Annotated in this window: 9 protein-coding genes; 4 read left to right on the top strand and 5 right to left on the bottom strand. The window is 72.5% G+C overall.

Annotated features, from left to right (window positions below; genetic code table 11):
• Nucleotides 1–305: 305 nt before the first annotated feature.
• From DMA15_RS22425 to DMA15_RS22415, 3 genes are all read right to left on the bottom strand, one after another.
• The gene (locus DMA15_RS22425; protein WP_125517940.1) at nucleotides 306–1,487 is read right to left on the bottom strand and encodes a VWA domain-containing protein; all 1,182 of its coding nucleotides are present in this window, start codon (nucleotides 1,485–1,487) and stop codon (nucleotides 306–308) included.
• A 157-nt stretch (nucleotides 1,488–1,644) separates the two neighbouring features.
• Nucleotides 1,645–4,086 carry a DUF5682 family protein gene (locus tag DMA15_RS22420; RefSeq protein WP_125514539.1) on the bottom strand — a complete coding sequence of 814 codons (2,442 nt, stop codon included), beginning with the start codon at nucleotides 4,084–4,086 and terminating at the stop codon, nucleotides 1,645–1,647.
• Entirely contained in the window at nucleotides 4,083–5,216 is a 1,134-nt protein-coding gene (locus DMA15_RS22415; protein ID WP_125514538.1) for an AAA family ATPase, read from the bottom strand. Before DMA15_RS22415 ends, DMA15_RS22420 begins: the two co-directional genes overlap by 4 nt.
• Before the next feature lie 153 nt (nucleotides 5,217–5,369).
• On the opposite strand from DMA15_RS22415, the gene DMA15_RS22410 reads away from it, so the two are divergent.
• Nucleotides 5,370–6,710 carry an SWIM zinc finger family protein gene (locus DMA15_RS22410; protein WP_125514537.1) on the top strand — a complete coding sequence of 447 codons (1,341 nt, stop codon included), beginning with the start codon at nucleotides 5,370–5,372 and terminating at the stop codon, nucleotides 6,708–6,710.
• A gap of 23 nt (nucleotides 6,711–6,733) precedes the next feature.
• A complete protein-coding gene (locus DMA15_RS22405) occupies nucleotides 6,734–8,659 on the top strand; it encodes a DUF5691 domain-containing protein (protein ID WP_240659893.1) in 1,926 nt (641 codons plus the stop codon).
• Nucleotides 8,660–8,852: 193 nt separating this feature from the next.
• Here the strand turns inward: DMA15_RS22405 and DMA15_RS22400 are convergent, their stop codons facing one another.
• Nucleotides 8,853–9,269 (bottom strand): cobalamin B12-binding domain-containing protein, encoded by a 417-nt coding sequence (locus DMA15_RS22400; protein WP_125514536.1) that lies wholly within the window; start codon nucleotides 9,267–9,269, stop codon nucleotides 8,853–8,855.
• Between the two features lie 604 nt (nucleotides 9,270–9,873).
• Between DMA15_RS22400 and DMA15_RS22395 the strand changes: the two genes are divergently transcribed.
• Together DMA15_RS22395 and DMA15_RS22390 are read left to right on the top strand one after the other, a co-directional pair.
• The gene (locus DMA15_RS22395; protein ID WP_240660242.1) at nucleotides 9,874–10,710 is read left to right on the top strand and encodes an alpha/beta fold hydrolase; all 837 of its coding nucleotides are present in this window, start codon (nucleotides 9,874–9,876) and stop codon (nucleotides 10,708–10,710) included.
• A gap of 215 nt (nucleotides 10,711–10,925) precedes the next feature.
• Entirely contained in the window at nucleotides 10,926–12,458 is a 1,533-nt protein-coding gene (locus DMA15_RS22390; RefSeq protein ID WP_125514534.1) for a M23 family metallopeptidase, read from the top strand.
• A 21-nt stretch (nucleotides 12,459–12,479) separates the two neighbouring features.
• On the opposite strand, the gene pcrA is transcribed toward DMA15_RS22390, so the two are convergent.
• Nucleotides 12,480–15,026: a DNA helicase PcrA gene (pcrA, locus tag DMA15_RS22385; protein ID WP_125514533.1), complete on the bottom strand. Its 2,547-nt coding sequence runs from the start codon at nucleotides 15,024–15,026 to the stop codon at nucleotides 12,480–12,482.
• Nucleotides 15,027–15,103 lie beyond the last annotated feature (77 nt).

The following is a 15,103-nucleotide window of genomic DNA, read 5'->3' as shown; positions in this document are numbered from 1 at the left end:
GCCGGCCGCAGCGGCCCATCCGCCGCCTGCGCCCGCTCCCCGAACAGGAACCCGAGGACGAGCAACCCCCCGAGCAGCAGCGCCACCCGCAACGCCACCCGCAACGCGCGCCGCCCGGCCACCGCGCGCACGACACGCACGGCGGCCCCGGACGGAACGGCTGCGGAAGCGGGGATCAAGACGGAGAGATTCCTCTGCTGCGATGAAGCGTCAGGCCTGCGGAACGCGTCACTCCGCACGCACGGCGCGCCGATCCTCGCACGGAACGCCCGGCCCCGCGCAAGCCCCCTGCTCCCGATGCACACTCATGTCCCGTTCGCTGCGGCCGTGTCCGGTATGGGAAGTGGTCGCCGCTCGATCGCCGCGGCCATCACCTCCGGGAAGAGGTCCGGCGTGCAGGCGAAGGCAGGTGCGTCCAGCGCGGCGAGCGCCGCCGCGTGCTCGTGGTCGTACCCGGGTGTCCCTTCGTCGGAGAGCGCGAGCAACGTCACGAACTGCACCCCGGAAGCCTTCATCGCCGCGACCCGCTTCAGCATCTCGTCGCGTATGCCGCCTTCGTAGAGGTCGCTGATGAGGACGACGACCGTGTCGGCGGGCCGGGTGATCCGCGACTGGCAGTACGCGAGGGCGCGGTTGATGTCGGTGCCGCCGCCCAGTTGCGTGCCGAAGAGGACGTCCACCGGGTCGTCGAGCTGCTCGGTCAGGTCGACGACGTTGGTGTCGAAGACGACGAGCCGGGTGTTGAGCGCGCGCATGGAGCCGAGCACGGCGCCGAACACCGAGGCGTAGACGACGGACGCCGCCATCGAGCCCGACTGGTCGATGCAGAGGATGACTTCCTTCTTCACGGAGTGCGAGGCCCGCCCGTACCCGATGAGCCGCTCGGGCACGATCGTCCGGTACTCCGGCAGGTAGTTCTTGAGGTTGACCGCGATCGTGCGGTTCCAGTCGATGTCGTGGTGGCGGGGCCTGCTCACGCGCGCGCTGCGGTCGAGCGCTCCGGTGAGCGTGGAACGGGTCCGCGTCGCGAGCCGCTTCTCCAACTCCTCGACGACCTTGCGCACGACGGCCCGCGCGGTCTCCTTGGTCGTCTCGGGCATGGCCTTGTTGAGGGAGAGCAACGTGCCCACCAGGTGCACGTCCGCCTCCACGGCCTCCAGCATCTCCGGCTCCAGGAGCAGCGTGGAGAGGCCGAGCCTGTCGATGGCGTCGCGCTGCATGACCTGGACGACGGACGAGGGGAAGTACGTCCGGATGTCCCCGAGCCAGCGCGCCACGGACGGCGCCGACCCCCCGAGCCCCGCCGCACGCTCCCGCCCCCGGCCGTCCTTCCCACTCCCCGCCCCGTACAACGCGGTGAGCGCGCCATCCATAGCCGCATCCCGCCCCGCAAGCACACACCCCGTCCCCTCCCCCTCGGCCCCGCCCAACACAAGCCGCCACCGCCGCAACCGCTCTTCCCGCCCCTCAGCCACGTCTGCCCCCACTTCAAGCCCGTCCCTCACGCCAGCCACCCTCTCCGACTCGTCAGCCTCTCCGGACACGCCAGCCGCCCTCTCCGACCCGTCAGCAGCCACTCCGGACACGTCGGCCGCCCGCTTCAACCCACCAGCCACTCCAGCCCCACCCATCGCCCCCACGACGTCACCGCCCCCCTACCGGCGCCGCCCCGAGCAGCACCCGTACCGTCGCCACCACCGCGTCCGCCCGCACCACATCGATCTCCTGCGCGAAACCGGGGACACCACCGGTCCCGCCCACCGCTGCCCCGCCCCCTGCCGCCCCGCGCCGCACCAGCTCCCCCAACGTGCGCCGCACCCCCGGCTCGTACGCCGAGAACGTGCGGCGCAGCAGCGGCAGTACGTCGATGAACGCGTCGGCCGACACCCCGCTCAGCCAGTCGTCCACGAGGCCGAGGAGCCGGTCGTCGTGCACGAGCAGCATTCCGCCCCCGGATCCGCCGCCGACGAAACCCTCGATCCAGGCGGCCCCCTGAGCCGGATCGCTCCCCCGGGACAGCGCGAGGCCCATGAGCCGGGCGACCTCCTCGTCCGCCAACTCCCCGCCGTCCAGCAGCAGCCTCACAGCACGCCCCCGCACGACCCCGGCGACGGCCTCCCGCCGGGCGAGCGCACGCAGCACGGAGCCCCATCGGTCCCGCACCCCCTGAGAACCCGCCCCGCCCGGCCCCGTCGCCCCCGCCGTCGGCTTCCCCGGCGTCAACTCCCCCAGCAGCCCCACCGCCTGGTGCACCGCGTCGACATGCCCCCGCATCTCCAGTGCCGCATCCGCGTCGAGCCCCGTGGAGGCAGGCGGCAACCCGACGAAGACCCGTTCGGCGAGGCCCAGAGCCACCTGGCCCAGAGCCGCCGTGTCCGTCCCCCGCACATCCCCGTACCGCAGTGATCGCACGAGCGCGGGCAGCGCCTGCGCGAGGTGCCCGACGTCCGCCTCCAGCGCCGCCCGGTCGGCGAGCACCCGCATCACCACGGGCAACGCGTCCGGCAACTCCGCCAGCAGGCACCGCTCGGCGAGCGCCGTGACCTCGGCGAGGGTCACCGCCCCGACCGCGTCTACCGCCGCCTTTCCGCCGGCCGCGCCCAACACCGTGGTGCCCCACACCCCCGCCTCCGCGACCCGCACGGATAGCTCCGGCTCCCACCGCAGCCGCCAGGTCTCCCGGAACGTCCCCGTGCTCCCCCGGGACCGCACCGGCTCACCCCAGCCGATGCCGAGAAGCCGCAACCGGTGCAGCAGTGTGCTGCGGACCGCGTCCGTCTCCTTGCGGAGGTCCAGCTCCAACTCCCGCTCCAGGGCCTCCGGCTTCAGACGCAGCCTGCGCTGGAGCCGGGTCAGGTCGCGCTGGAGCGGCACCGCGGGCGCCGCCTCGGGGACCTCCCCCAGCACATCCCCGACGACGAGCCTGTCGTGCACGAGGGCGAGCGGGATGTCCGAGCCCTCGCACATCACCGCCCGCACCGCGTCGGTCGTCTCGGTGAGCCCGGCCAGCGGCCGCCCCCGCATCGCGGCGAGCGTGTCGGCAAGCCGGACCGCCTCGATGACGTGCGCGGACGAGACGGGCCGGTCCTCCTCGCGCAGCAGCCGCGCGACCTTCGTCATCCAGCGCTCGACAGGCCGGTCGGGGGCATCGAACAAGTGGCCGTACCAACCGGGGGACGCGATGCCCGCCCCATACCCACTGGCCCGGGAGAGCCTGCGGTGCGTCCACGGCACCCACGTCATCTCCGCCTTCACCTTGGGGAGCCCCTTGAGCAGCGCCCGGTCGGCGGCCACGGTGACCCTGCGCCGCAGCGCGGGCACATGCCAGGCCCCGCACACCACGGCCACCCGGTCGGGCCCGAACTCCTTCTGCGCGGCCCGCATCCGAAGCCGCATATGCGCCTCGCGCACCAGGTCGCGGCCGTGCCCGCCGTCCCCGTACGCCTCGCGCAGCGCCCCCATGGCCTCGCCCAGCGCCTCGAAGGGCGCGAACGCGTCGGCGCCCGACCCCCGGTGCTCGACGACGTCCTCCCACCAGCGCTCGAGATCGTCGTACCCGGCGGTCTCGGCGAGGACGGCGAGGGGATCGATCCGCACGGCGTCCTCACCCTCAGGAGCCGAGTCGTTTCCCGAGGCCGGCTCAGCGCCCGGAGCCACCTCGTCCCCCGGCGCCGCCTCGCCCACCGGCGCGGTATCGCCCTCCGGACCCGCCGCCCCGCCCCCTTCTTCGGCCCGCGCCAGCGAGTTCGCCGCCGGCAGGTCGATGAAGCGGACCGGCACGCCACGTCCGGCGGCCCACTGGATGGCGACCCACTCCGGGGAGAACCCGGCGAGCGGCCAGAACGCCGAGCGGCCCGGCTCGTCCACCACGTGCGCGAGCAGCGCGACCGGCGGCCGCATCGCCTCGTCGGCGGCGAGGTGCACCAAGGAGTCGGCCTCCGGCGGCCCCTCGATGAGGACGGCATCGGGCCGTGCCTCGTCGAGCGCGGCCCGCACCGCGCGGGCCGACCCGGGCCCGTGGTGCCGCACCCCGAGCAGCAGCGTCCCCCCGGCCCTCGCCGCGGACTCCGTGCGCTGCCCCGTCATACGCTCACCTCGCGGCACGCGCGGTAGAAGTCCTTCCAGCCGTCACGCTCACGCACGACCGCCTCCAGATACTCCTGCCAGATCACCCGGTCCGCCGCGGGGTCGCGCACGACCGCGCCGAGAATGCCGGCCGCGACGTCGCCGGGGCGCAGGACCCCGTCCCCGAAGTGGGCGGCCAGGGCGAGCCCGTTGGTGACGACGGAGATCGCCTCGGCCGTCGACAGGGTGCCGCTGGGCGACTTCACCTTCGTACGCCCGTCGGCCGTGACCCCGTCGCGCAGCTCGCGGAAGACGGTGACGACACGGCGTATCTCGTCGATGCCCTCGGGGCCCGTGGGCAGGTCGAGCGAGCGGCCGATCTGGTCGACGCGGCGCGAGACGATGTCGACCTCGGCGTCGGCGCTCTCCGGGAGCGGCAGGACGACGGTGTTGAAGCGGCGGCGCAGGGCGCTCGACAGGTCGTTGACCCCGCGGTCGCGGTCGTTGGCGGTGGCGATGAGGTTGAAGCCCCGCACGGCCTGCACCTCCTGGCCCAGCTCTGGAATGGGCAGGGTCTTCTCCGACAGGATCGTGATCAGCGTGTCCTGTACGTCGGCGGGGATGCGGGTCAGCTCCTCGACCCGGGCGGTCATGCCCTCGGCCATCGCCCGCATGACGGGGCTGGGCACGAGGGCGTCGCGGCTCGGGCCGTGCGCGAGGAGCTGGGCGTAGTTCCACCCGTACCGGATCGCCTCCTCCGGCGTGCCCGCCGTGCCCTGCACGAGCAGTGTCGAGTCACCGCTGACCGCCGCGGCCAGATGCTCGGAGACCCAGGTCTTGGCGGTGCCGGGCACGCCGAGCAGCAGCAGGGCGCGGTCGGTGGCGAGCGTGGTGACGGCGACCTCGACTATGCGGCGCGGCCCCACGTACTTCGGGGTGATCACGGTGCCGTCGGGCAGCTCGCCGCCGAGCAGATACGTCGCCACCGCCCACGGCGAGAGCTTCCACCGCTGCGGCCTCGGGCGGTCGTCCTGCGCGGCGAGCGCGGCCAGTTCGGCGGCGAAGGCGTGCTCGGCGTGGGGGCGCAGCACCCCGGACGGATTCGACGGATTCGCGGTCGCGGACGTCGGCGCGTCGACGGAAACGGTCATGGAGCGATCCCCCTCCAGCTCGCCCGGGCACGTCTGGCCCGGATGTGTCTCCACCGTGCACCACGCCACTGACAATCGCCCCTCGCACGCCTCTGACCTGCATAAATAGTCGCGCCCAGGTCAATTGTCAGTGGCGGGACCTACCTTCGAGACATGACTCAGCAGGGGGTGCGCTGGACGGCGGATCAGGTGCTGGCACTGGCGCCTGACGCTCCGTCACGCAAGGCGGGGAGCAAACTCGGCGTCGCCGGCCCATGGTCGGAGGCGGGCAGTTCTGACGAGGGGGCGGTGTGGGGGCTGTGCAAAGGCAGCGGCAGCAAGCCGTACCGGACGGTCGTGGACATCGCGGACGCGGCGGGTCCGGCGTACAAGTGCAGTTGCCCGAGCCGCAAGTTCCCGTGCAAGCACGCGCTGGGACTGCTGCTGATCTGGTCGGGCGGCGACGGCACCGTGCCGGACGGGGCGCCGCCCGCCTGGGCCGAGGAGTGGCTGGCGTCCCGCCGCAAGAGAGCGGAGGAAAAGCGGAGTTCGCCCGCTCCGCCCGCGGCGGACGCTGACGCGGCGCGCAGGAGAGCGGAGAAGCGGGCCGAGCGGATCACGGCGGGGGCGACGGAGCTGGAGCAGCGCCTGGCCGACCTGCTGCGCGCCGGCACGGCCTCGGCCGAGCGGTCGGGGTATGGCCTGTGGGAGGAGACGGCGGCCCGCATGGTCGACGCGCAGGCGCCGGGACTGGCCGCGCGGGTACGGGAGTTGGGGGCGATACCTTCCTCGGGTCCGGGCTGGCCGGTGCGCCTTCTGGAGGAGTGCGCCCTGCTGCACCTCCTCGACCAGGGCTGGCTCCGCCGTGACCAGTTGCCGCACGAGCTGGCGGCCACGGTCCGCTCCCGCGTCGGCCTGCCCGCCCAGCCGGAGAATCCCCCGCTGCGGGACCACTGGTTGGTCCTCGCGCAATACGACACGGCGGACAGCAAGCTGACCACGCGCCGCATCTGGCTCTACGGCACGGACTCCGGACGCACCGCGCTGCTCCTCTCCTACGGCGCCGCGGGCCGCGCCCCGACGCTCGCCCTGCCGGTGGGCCTCGCGCTCGACGCGGAGCTGACCGGATACCCGGGCGCGCGGCAGCCGCGGGCGGACCTGGGCGAGCAGTTCACGGCCCCGGCGCCCACGGCAGAGCGTCCACCGGGGGTACGGACGGAGGAGGCAGCCGCCCTGTACGGCGAGGCGCTGCGGGACGATCCCTGGCTGGAGTCCTGGCCCGCGACGCTCTCCGAGGTCATACCGGCCCGGACCGACACCGGATGGCAACTGGCCGACGCGGACGGCACGTCGGCGCTCCCCATAGCGCCCGCGACTCCCTCGCCGGGTCTCTGGCGCCTGATCGCCCTGTCCGGAGGCGCACCGCTGACGGTGTTCGGCGAGTGCGGCCACCGGGGCTTCACCCCCTTGGCGGCCTGGCCCCAGGGCACGGGAGAGACGGTGCCGCTGTGCTGAGGAACGAACGCGAGGAGGAACAGATGCCCAGCCCTGCCACGAGGACCACGCCCTCACCCACCTCTCGCCAGACCCCGGCCACCCCGCCCTTGCCCCGGGATGAGCCGACCCCGCCCGGCCTTACCCGGGAGGACCGGGCAGCTCCGCATCCCTCCCAGGAAGACCTGGCCACCCTGCATCCCTTCCGGGACAACCTGCCCACCCCGCACCCTCCCCTGGACAACCCGCCGGTCCCGGGCCCCTCTCAGGACCACCCGGCCGCCCCGCACGCCCCTCGGAACCGGGTAACCACTCCCCACACCCCTCGGGACGATCAGGCCACCCCCCACCCCCCTCGGGACGAGCAAACGCCCCCGCCCCCCTCCTGGGAGGAGCTGGTCACCGCTGCGCTGCTCGGTACTGATCGACGCGCGCTGCCGGCCGCCCTGCACGCCCCCGGCAAGGAGGCGCCGATCGCGCTCCTGGACGAGGCAGCCGTGCAGACGGTCCGACGCAGGGCGGGACTGCGCCCCGTGCCGGCCGCCGCCCCGCCCGAGCCCGCGGCGAAGGACCCCAGGCCGCCCTTGCCGCCCGCGGCCCGGCGCAGGCTCGCCACGCTCCTCACCGACCAGCCCGGCACCGGCAGCGGCGGCAGGCGAGGCGCCACTCCGGACCTGATGGAACTCCTCCCCCAGTGGCTGGCCCTGGCCAACACCCGGGGCTACGGGGCGCCGCCCGAGCTGCTGCCCGCCCTCCTCAACGCGGCTCGCGGCCGTACGGACCTGCGCCCCCAGGCGCTCACCTTCGCGGGACCCAGAGCCCTGTGGCTCGCCCGGCTCAACCCGGACTGGAAGTTCGCCCTCCGCGCCACCCCGGGCAGCGGCATGGCACTGCCCGCCGCGGATGACGCAGCCCAGACCCAACGGCTCTGGGAGGAAGGCCTCTTCGCGGAGCGGGTGGCCCTCCTCGCCGCACTCCGCGCCCACGACCCCCACGCCGCCCGGGACCTGCTCGCCACGACCTGGCCGACGGAACGGGCGGAGGACCGCCTGATGTTCCTCGACTCGCTCCGCACCGGCCTCTCCGCCGCGGACGAGCCGTTCCTGGAGCAGGCGCTCACCGACCGCAGCCGCAACGTCCGCGCCACCGCGGCGGAACTGCTCTCCGCGCTCCCCGAATCGGCACTGGCCGGGCGGATGGCGTCCCGGGCCGCCTCCTGCGTGGCCGTGGACCACGTATCCAGTACGCCGACCCTCATGGTCGAGGCGCCGCACGAGTGCGACGTGGCGATGGAACGGGACGGCGTGGTCCCCAAGCCCCCCGCCGGGCGCGGCGAACGCTCCTGGTGGCTGGGCCAGTTGGTGGAAGCGGCCCCGCTCGCCACCTGGCCCGCGCGGCTCGGCAACCGCACCCCGGCCCAGATAGTGGCGCTCCCGGTGGCCGACGACTGGCGGGGCGAGCTGCACGCCGCGTGGTGCCGCGCTGCCGTACGGCAGCGCGACGCGACCTGGTCCAGGGCCCTGCTCGGCAGGCCCGCGGCGCCGGAAGCCGCGGGCCCGGGGGCCGTATCGCTCGCCGAGCGCGCCAAGCTCCTCGCCGCACTGCCCACTGCGGAACGGGCGGACTGGGTGGCCGGTTTCATCGCCTCGCACGGCCTGTCCGAGGCGTTTCAGCTCCTCGGCGTATGCGCGGTCCCCTGGTCCGAGCCACTGGGCCGAGCGGTCGTGGACGCCCTGAACATCGCGCGGGACGCGGGCAGTTACCCCTGGAGCTTCAGCGGGGTCATGGGCCTCGCGGAACGCTGCCTCGACCCGGCGGAAGCGGTCCGCCTGGAAGCGCTCACGGCGATACCCGACGAACCGGAGGACGCGTCACCGGGGGCGGGAAGCTACTGGTCGGAGGCGTTCCAGCGCCTGGTCACCACGTTGCGCCTCCGCGCGGCGATACGGGAGGAGCTGCCGCCGCTGTAGGGCCGCTATAGGGCCCAACCAGGGCGCGGGGAGCCGCACGCTCACCCGGGCAACGGCCGCAGACACCCCGGCCACAGCCACACCCGCTGCCACAGCCCCTATCGCTACGGAGTCATCAAGCAGACGAGCCGACCCCCAAGCCCCGGTCAGGCACCCTCGCCCGAGGGCCCCCGTCCAAGACGCCCCCGCCCGATCACGCCCCGGCCCGCTCCTGCACGTTGGCCCGGACCCACTCCACGATCGAAGTCGTCGTGGCCCCGGGTGTGAAGATCTCCGCGACGCCCTTCTCCTTCAGCGGCGCGATGTCCGCCTCCGGGATGATGCCGCCGCCGAACACCAGGATGTCCTGCGCGTCCCGCTCCTTCAAAAGCTCCAGCACCCGCGCGAACAGCGTGTTGTGCGCCCCGGACAGGATGGAGAGGCCGATCGCGTCGGCGTCCTCCTGGATCGCGGTGTCCACCACCTGCTCGGGCGTCTGGTGCAGCCCGGTGTAGATGACCTCCATACCGGCGTCACGCAAGGCCCGCGCGATCACCTTGGCCCCGCGGTCGTGCCCGTCGAGCCCCGGCTTGGCGACCACCACGCGGATCGGCCCGGCTGCCACACCCATCACTGCCTCCATGTACCGATATCCGTACCGACATCCATCTGTCCAAGCACAGATACCCCGCACCGCACCGGCCGGGGAAGTGAACGAACGTTATCTCCAGCATCGCGCAAGCGGCAGTTTCGCGGTGGAGAGGGAGGGGGAAATCACACGTTGGGACACGTTCGCTGCGCGCCGTCCACTACCAGGGGCTCACGCTCCGCACCCGGACCAGGCGCGAGGGGAGCCGCAACGAGATCGTTGGACCACCGCGTCGGCAGTCGCCCGGCGTGGCGCTCCAGCGCATCGGCGACGCAACGGGGGCAGGGCGTCACCGCACCACGGTGGCCGCAGAACGCCGTCGCACAGCCGACTCCTCGCTCACGACTCCCCCTAGGGCACACGGGGGACGGAGCCGTCCTCCCGTGCGCCACTCGGGAGGTCGACGATGCCGCTCACAGGAGCCCGCCCCTTTCGCGCGCTCAGCTTTCCGCTGCCGAGACTGCCGAGGCCCCCGGGACTCACGGGTCTGCTGGGACTGGCGGGGCTACCGGGACTACCGGGGCTGGCAAGCCTGCCGGGTCTGGCGAGGGTGCCGGGTCTCGCGAGGCTGCCAGGTTTGGCGAGGCTGCCGGGAGCAGCACTCCCCGCGCTCTCCGCCCAGGTGGCAGGCCGCGTCTCCCTGGCCCTTCTGAAGGCGACCGCCCTCGAAGTGGCGGTCCTCGCGGGCCACCTCGTCCTCTACCCCTCGGGCATCGCCCAGGAGCGCAGGGCGACGCCCGTCCATCCGCCCCCCGACGCACCCCGCCTCCCCGTGGACAGCAGGCCCCCGGTCCTCCTCCTGCACGGCTTCATCGACAACCGCTCGGTCTTCGTCCTGCTCCGCCGCGCCCTGTCCCAGGACGGCGGGCGCCGCGTGGAGTCACTCAACTACTCCCCGTTGACCTGCGACATCCGTACCGCGGCCGAGCTGCTCGGCCGCCACGTCGATGAGCTGTGCGAGCGCACGGGCCACCGCCAGGTGGACATCGTCGGGCACAGCCTCGGCGGCCTGATCGCCCGCTATTACACACAGCGCCTCGGCGGCGACGTACGCGTACGCACGCTGGTCACGCTAGGCACACCGCACGGCGGTACCCGCGTCGCGCCGCTCGCGGACGCGCACCCGATCGTGCGGCAGATGCGCCCGGGCTCCGCGGTGATCGAGGAGCTGAAGGAACCGGCGCCGGACTGCCGCACGCAGTTCGTGAGTTTCTGGAGCGACCTGGACCAGATCATGGACCCGCTGGAGACGGCGTGCGTCGACCACCCCGACCTCGTCGCGCAGAACATCCGTGTGACCGGAATCGGCCATCTCGCGCTACCCGTGCACCCGGCGGTCGCGAACGGCATACGCCAGGCGCTCGACCTGGCCCATCCAGGAGCCGACGCCAGGGAAGCACCGGGCGGACTCACGGTCGCCTGACCACGGCGAGGCACCGAACCAGGGCTCCCAGAAAGAGCTTCAGTATCGAACGTTGCTCGAACGCAGGGCCAAGGCTGTGCCCGCAGACCGCCGAAAGACGGCCGAATGCCCGTTTCCTGAGACCATGAAACCTGCCGTAGATTGTCGCGCCCGTATACCGCCGGGTACAGTCGCCGCACTGCTCTGCCCCTGCTGCCGAGGCGAAAGAGAAGTTGGTGAACGACCGTCACCCGTCGGGGAGCTCGACTCCCCAGCCCTCGGCACCCGGCGCCGACTACGCGCACTACGCGACGTACGACCAGCAAAGCGCCCAGCCCGGCGGCTACGGCTATGACGCCTACTCCACCGGCGGTTTCGACACCGGAAGCATCAGCACCGGAAGCTTCGCCACCGACCCCCTCTTCGGCGACATGCCCGGCGCCAGTACCGGCACCGCCGCGGACAGCGGGTACGACACGGGCCAGTGGGCGACCACGAGCACCCAGCACACGAGTACCCAGCAAACGCTGGACTACGACGCGTACGCCGCACAGCAGCACGCCGCCACCTACGACACCGGCGGCTACGACACCTCGGGCTGGTCGACCGGCGGCTACCAGAACCTGGCCGACATCCCGTCGCAACCGACCCCCGACAGCACGGGCCAGTGGGACACCTCCTCCTGGGACCAGGGCCCGGCGACCGGCCAGTGGGACACCCAGTCCTTCGACACGGGCGCGTACGACGCGACGGCGTGGAACACCGCCGACGAGTCACACGAGCGACACGAGTCGCACGAGCCACACGAATCGCACGAGCCGCACGAAGCCCCGCAGTCGCACGAGACTCCGCAGCCGTACGAGCTGACCGAGCAGTACGAGATCTCCCCCGAAGCCCCCTACGACAGCGAGAGCCCGTACGGCGGCGAGGCCCCGTACGAGGACGCGGAGTCCGGGTCCACCTCGGAGATCCCGGCCCCCGCCCCCCGCGCCGCTCGCGGCAAGAGCGGCGGATCGGGCGCGGGCCGCTCCAGAACGCGGCGCCGTACCCCCGCCAAGCGCTCCGCCCTCCTCACCGTCGCCGTGCCATCGGCCTGTGTGATGGGTGTCGCCGGGGTGGCCGCCGCCTCCGTGGGCAGCTTCGGCGGGGACGACGAGAAGGACACGACGGCCTCGGCCCCGGACACCACCACGTCCGTGAAGCCCTCCGCCGCCAACAACAAGCTCGACACCCAGCTGGCCAACCTCTCCGCGGACGCGGGCGACTTCGCGGACCGCGCGAGCCGCACGCAGGAGCGCATCGACCTGAAGGCGGAGAAGGTGGCCGCCCAGAAGAAGGCGGCCGCGGAGGCGGCGCGCAAGGAGCGGCTCCGCCCCAAGTTCGCGCTGCCGGTGAAGCAGCACGGTCTGAGCGCGCAGTACGGCCAGGCCGGCGTCAACTGGATGTCGGCGCACTCCGGCATCGACTTCCCCGTGTCGTACGGCACGGAGGTCTTCGCCGCGACCGACGGCACCGTGACCACGAAGTGGAACAGCGCCTACGGCAACATGGCGATCGTGACCGCCAAGGACGGCACGGAGACGTGGTACTGCCACCTCTCCTCGCACAAGATCTCCAGCGGTCCCGTGAAGGCGGGCGAGACGATCGCCTTCTCCGGGAACTCCGGCAACTCCACCGGCCCGCACCTGCACTTCGAGGTGCGCCCCAGCGGCGGCTCGGCGATCGACCCGCTGCCGTGGCTGCGCAGCCACGGCCTCGACCCGACGTAACTCCGGCCGCCGCCCCCGGCGTTACAACTTCTCGACCGGCGCGTACCGAAGCAGGAGCCGCTTCGGCTTGGGCTCGCCGAAGTCCACCGTCGCCTCCGCGTTCGCCCCCGTGCCCTTCACCCCGACCACGGTCCCGAGACCGAACTGGTCGTGCGTGACCCGGTCCCCGACCGCCAGCGAGACCACCGGCTTCTCCGAGGCGCGGCGCGTGGCGAAGCCCTGCGCGCCGCCCGTGCGCGAGCGCGAGGACGACAGCGACGAGGCGATGCCCGCGGCGGGACCGGACGACGCGGGGGCGCCGACGGAGCCCTTCCGCTTCCAGTCCAGATGCACATCCGGAATCTCTTCGAGGAAGCGGGACGGCGGGTTGTACGAGGGCTGGCCCCAGGCGCTGCGCATCGAGGACCGCGTCAGATAGAGCCGCTCACGCGCGCGGGTGATCCCCACGTAGGCAAGGCGGCGCTCCTCCTCCAACTCCTTGACCTGCCCGAGAGAGCGCATGTGCGGGAAGACGCCGTCCTCCATGCCGGTCAGGAACACGACGGGGAATTCGAGGCCCTTCGCGGTGTGCAGCGTCATGAGCGTGATGACTCCGGAGCCGTCGTCCTCCTCATCCGGAATCTGGTCGGAGTCGGCGACGAGGGCGACGCGCTCCAGGAAGTCGGAGAGCGTACCGGCCGGGGCCGCGGCCCCTTCGTCGCCTTCCGCCGACCCGCCTTCCGTCTGACCGTCATCCGTCTGGTCGCCCTCCTGGGCGCCCTCCTGGACGCTCGCCGCCTGGGCGTTCTCCTGCTCGAACTCCAGGGCGACGGCAGCGAGTTCCTGGAGGTTCTCGATGCGGGTCTCGTCCTGCGGGTCGGTCGACGCCTGCAACTCGGCGAGGTAGCCCGTCCGTTCGAGCACGGCCTCCAGGACGACGGCCGGGCCCGCGCCGGACTCGACGACGGTCCGCAGCTCCTCCATGAGCGTGTTGAACCGCTTGACGGCGTTGGTCGAGCGGGCCGCCATGCCGTACGCCTCGTCGACGCGGCGCAGCGCCTGCGGGAAGGAGATCTTCTCGCGCTGCGCGAGCGTGTCGATCATCGCCTCGGCGCGGTCGCCGATGCCCCGCTTGGGGACGTTGAGGATGCGCCGCAGCGGGACCGCGTCCTCGGGGTTGGCGAGCACGCGCAGGTAGGCCAGGACGTCGCGGACCTCCTTGCGCTCGTAGAAGCGGACGCCGCCGACGACCTTGTAGGGCAGGCCGACGCGGATGAAGATCTCTTCGAAGACACGGGACTGCGCGTTCGTGCGGTAGAAGATCGCGACGTCGCCGGCCTTCGCGTCGCCCGCGTCGGTGAGCCTGTCGATCTCGTCGGCGACGAACTGCGCCTCGTCGTGCTCGGTGTCGGCCACGTAGCCGGTGATGCGGGCGCCCGCGCCCTGGTTGGTCCACAGGTTCTTCGGGCGGCGGCTTTCGTTCCGCTCGATGACCGCGTTCGCCGCGGTGAGGATCGTCTGCGTGGAGCGGTAGTTCTGCTCCAGGAGGATCGTCGTCGCGTCGGTGTAGTCCTCCTCGAACTGGAGGATGTTGCGGATGGTGGCGCCGCGGAAGGCGTAGATCGACTGGTCCGCGTCACCCACCACGCACAGCTCGGCCGGGTCGTCGCCCTCGCCTCCGGAGGGGCCGACCAGCTCGCGCACCAGGGCGTACTGGGCGTGGTTCGTGTCCTGGTACTCGTCGACCATGACGTGGCGGAAGCGGCGGCGGTAGTGCTCGGCGACGTCCGGGAAGGCACGCAGGAGGTGGACCGTCGTCATGATCAGGTCGTCGAAGTCCATCGCGTTCGCCTCGCGCAGACGCGACTGGTACATGGCGTAGGCCTGGGCGAGGGTCTTCTCGAAGCCGTCGGCGGCCTGGACCGCGAAGTCCTCCTCGTCGATCAGCTCGTTCTTCAGGTTCGAGATCTTGGCGCTGAAGGACTTCGGCGGGAACTTCTTGGGGTCGAGGTCGAGATCACGGCAGACCAGGGCCATCAGGCGCTTGGAGTCCGCGGCGTCGTAGATCGAGAAGGAGGACGTGAAGCCCAGCTTCTTGTACTCCCGCCGCAGGATGCGGACGCAGGCGCTGTGGAAGGTCGACACCCACATCGCGTTGGCCCGGGGGCCGACGAGGTTCTCGACGCGCTCCTTCATCTCGCCCGCGGCCTTGTTCGTGAAGGTGATCGCGAGGATCTGGCCGGGGTGCACACCGCGCTCGGCGAGGAGGTACGCGATGCGGTGGGTCAGGACGCGCGTCTTGCCGGAACCGGCGCCGGCGACGATGAGCAGCGGGGAGCCCGCGTGCACCACGGCCGCGCGCTGGTTCTCGTTCAGCCCCTCCAGGAGCGTCGCCGGGTCGATGACCGGGCGCGGGGCTCCGTCGCGGTAGTGCGTGTCCCGGCCCATGGGCACGTCGAACTTCCCGCTGAACAAGTCGTCCGGAACCGGTTCCGGAGCGCTGTCCTCGGGCGGCGGCGGGGGCTCTTCGTCCGCGGCCCGGGAAGGCCGCATGTCCGCCAGGAAGCTGTCATCAAAGAGGCTGCTCATCGCCTCCCGAGTCTAGGCGGCCCCACTGACAACCCGCCCCGGGTTCCGGTCACCGGACTCCACTCACGCCCCGCCCG

Origin of the sequence: Streptomyces sp. WAC 01529 (assembly GCF_003945545.1) — a bacterium.
GTDB classification, from domain to species: Bacteria; Actinomycetota; Actinomycetes; order Streptomycetales; family Streptomycetaceae; genus Streptomyces; species Streptomyces anatolicus.
This window is presented reverse-complemented; position numbering and strand designations above follow the sequence as displayed.

Bases quoted from the DNA above. Each gene is read 5' to 3' on its own strand.
- DMA15_RS22420 (WP_125514539.1), bottom strand. From the start codon at position 4,086: ATGACGGGGCAGCGCACGGAGTCCGCGGCGAGGGCCGGGGGGACGCTG.
- DMA15_RS22415 (WP_125514538.1), bottom strand. From the start codon at position 5,216: ATGACCGTTTCCGTCGACGCGCCGACGTCCGCGACCGCGAATCCGTCG.
- DMA15_RS22410 (WP_125514537.1), top strand. From the start codon at position 5,370: ATGACTCAGCAGGGGGTGCGCTGGACGGCGGATCAGGTGCTGGCACTG.
- DMA15_RS22405 (WP_240659893.1), top strand. From the start codon at position 6,734: ATGCCCAGCCCTGCCACGAGGACCACGCCCTCACCCACCTCTCGCCAG.
- DMA15_RS22400 (WP_125514536.1), bottom strand. From the start codon at position 9,269: ATGGGTGTGGCAGCCGGGCCGATCCGCGTGGTGGTCGCCAAGCCGGGG.
- pcrA (WP_125514533.1), bottom strand. From the start codon at position 15,026: ATGAGCAGCCTCTTTGATGACAGCTTCCTGGCGGACATGCGGCCTTCC.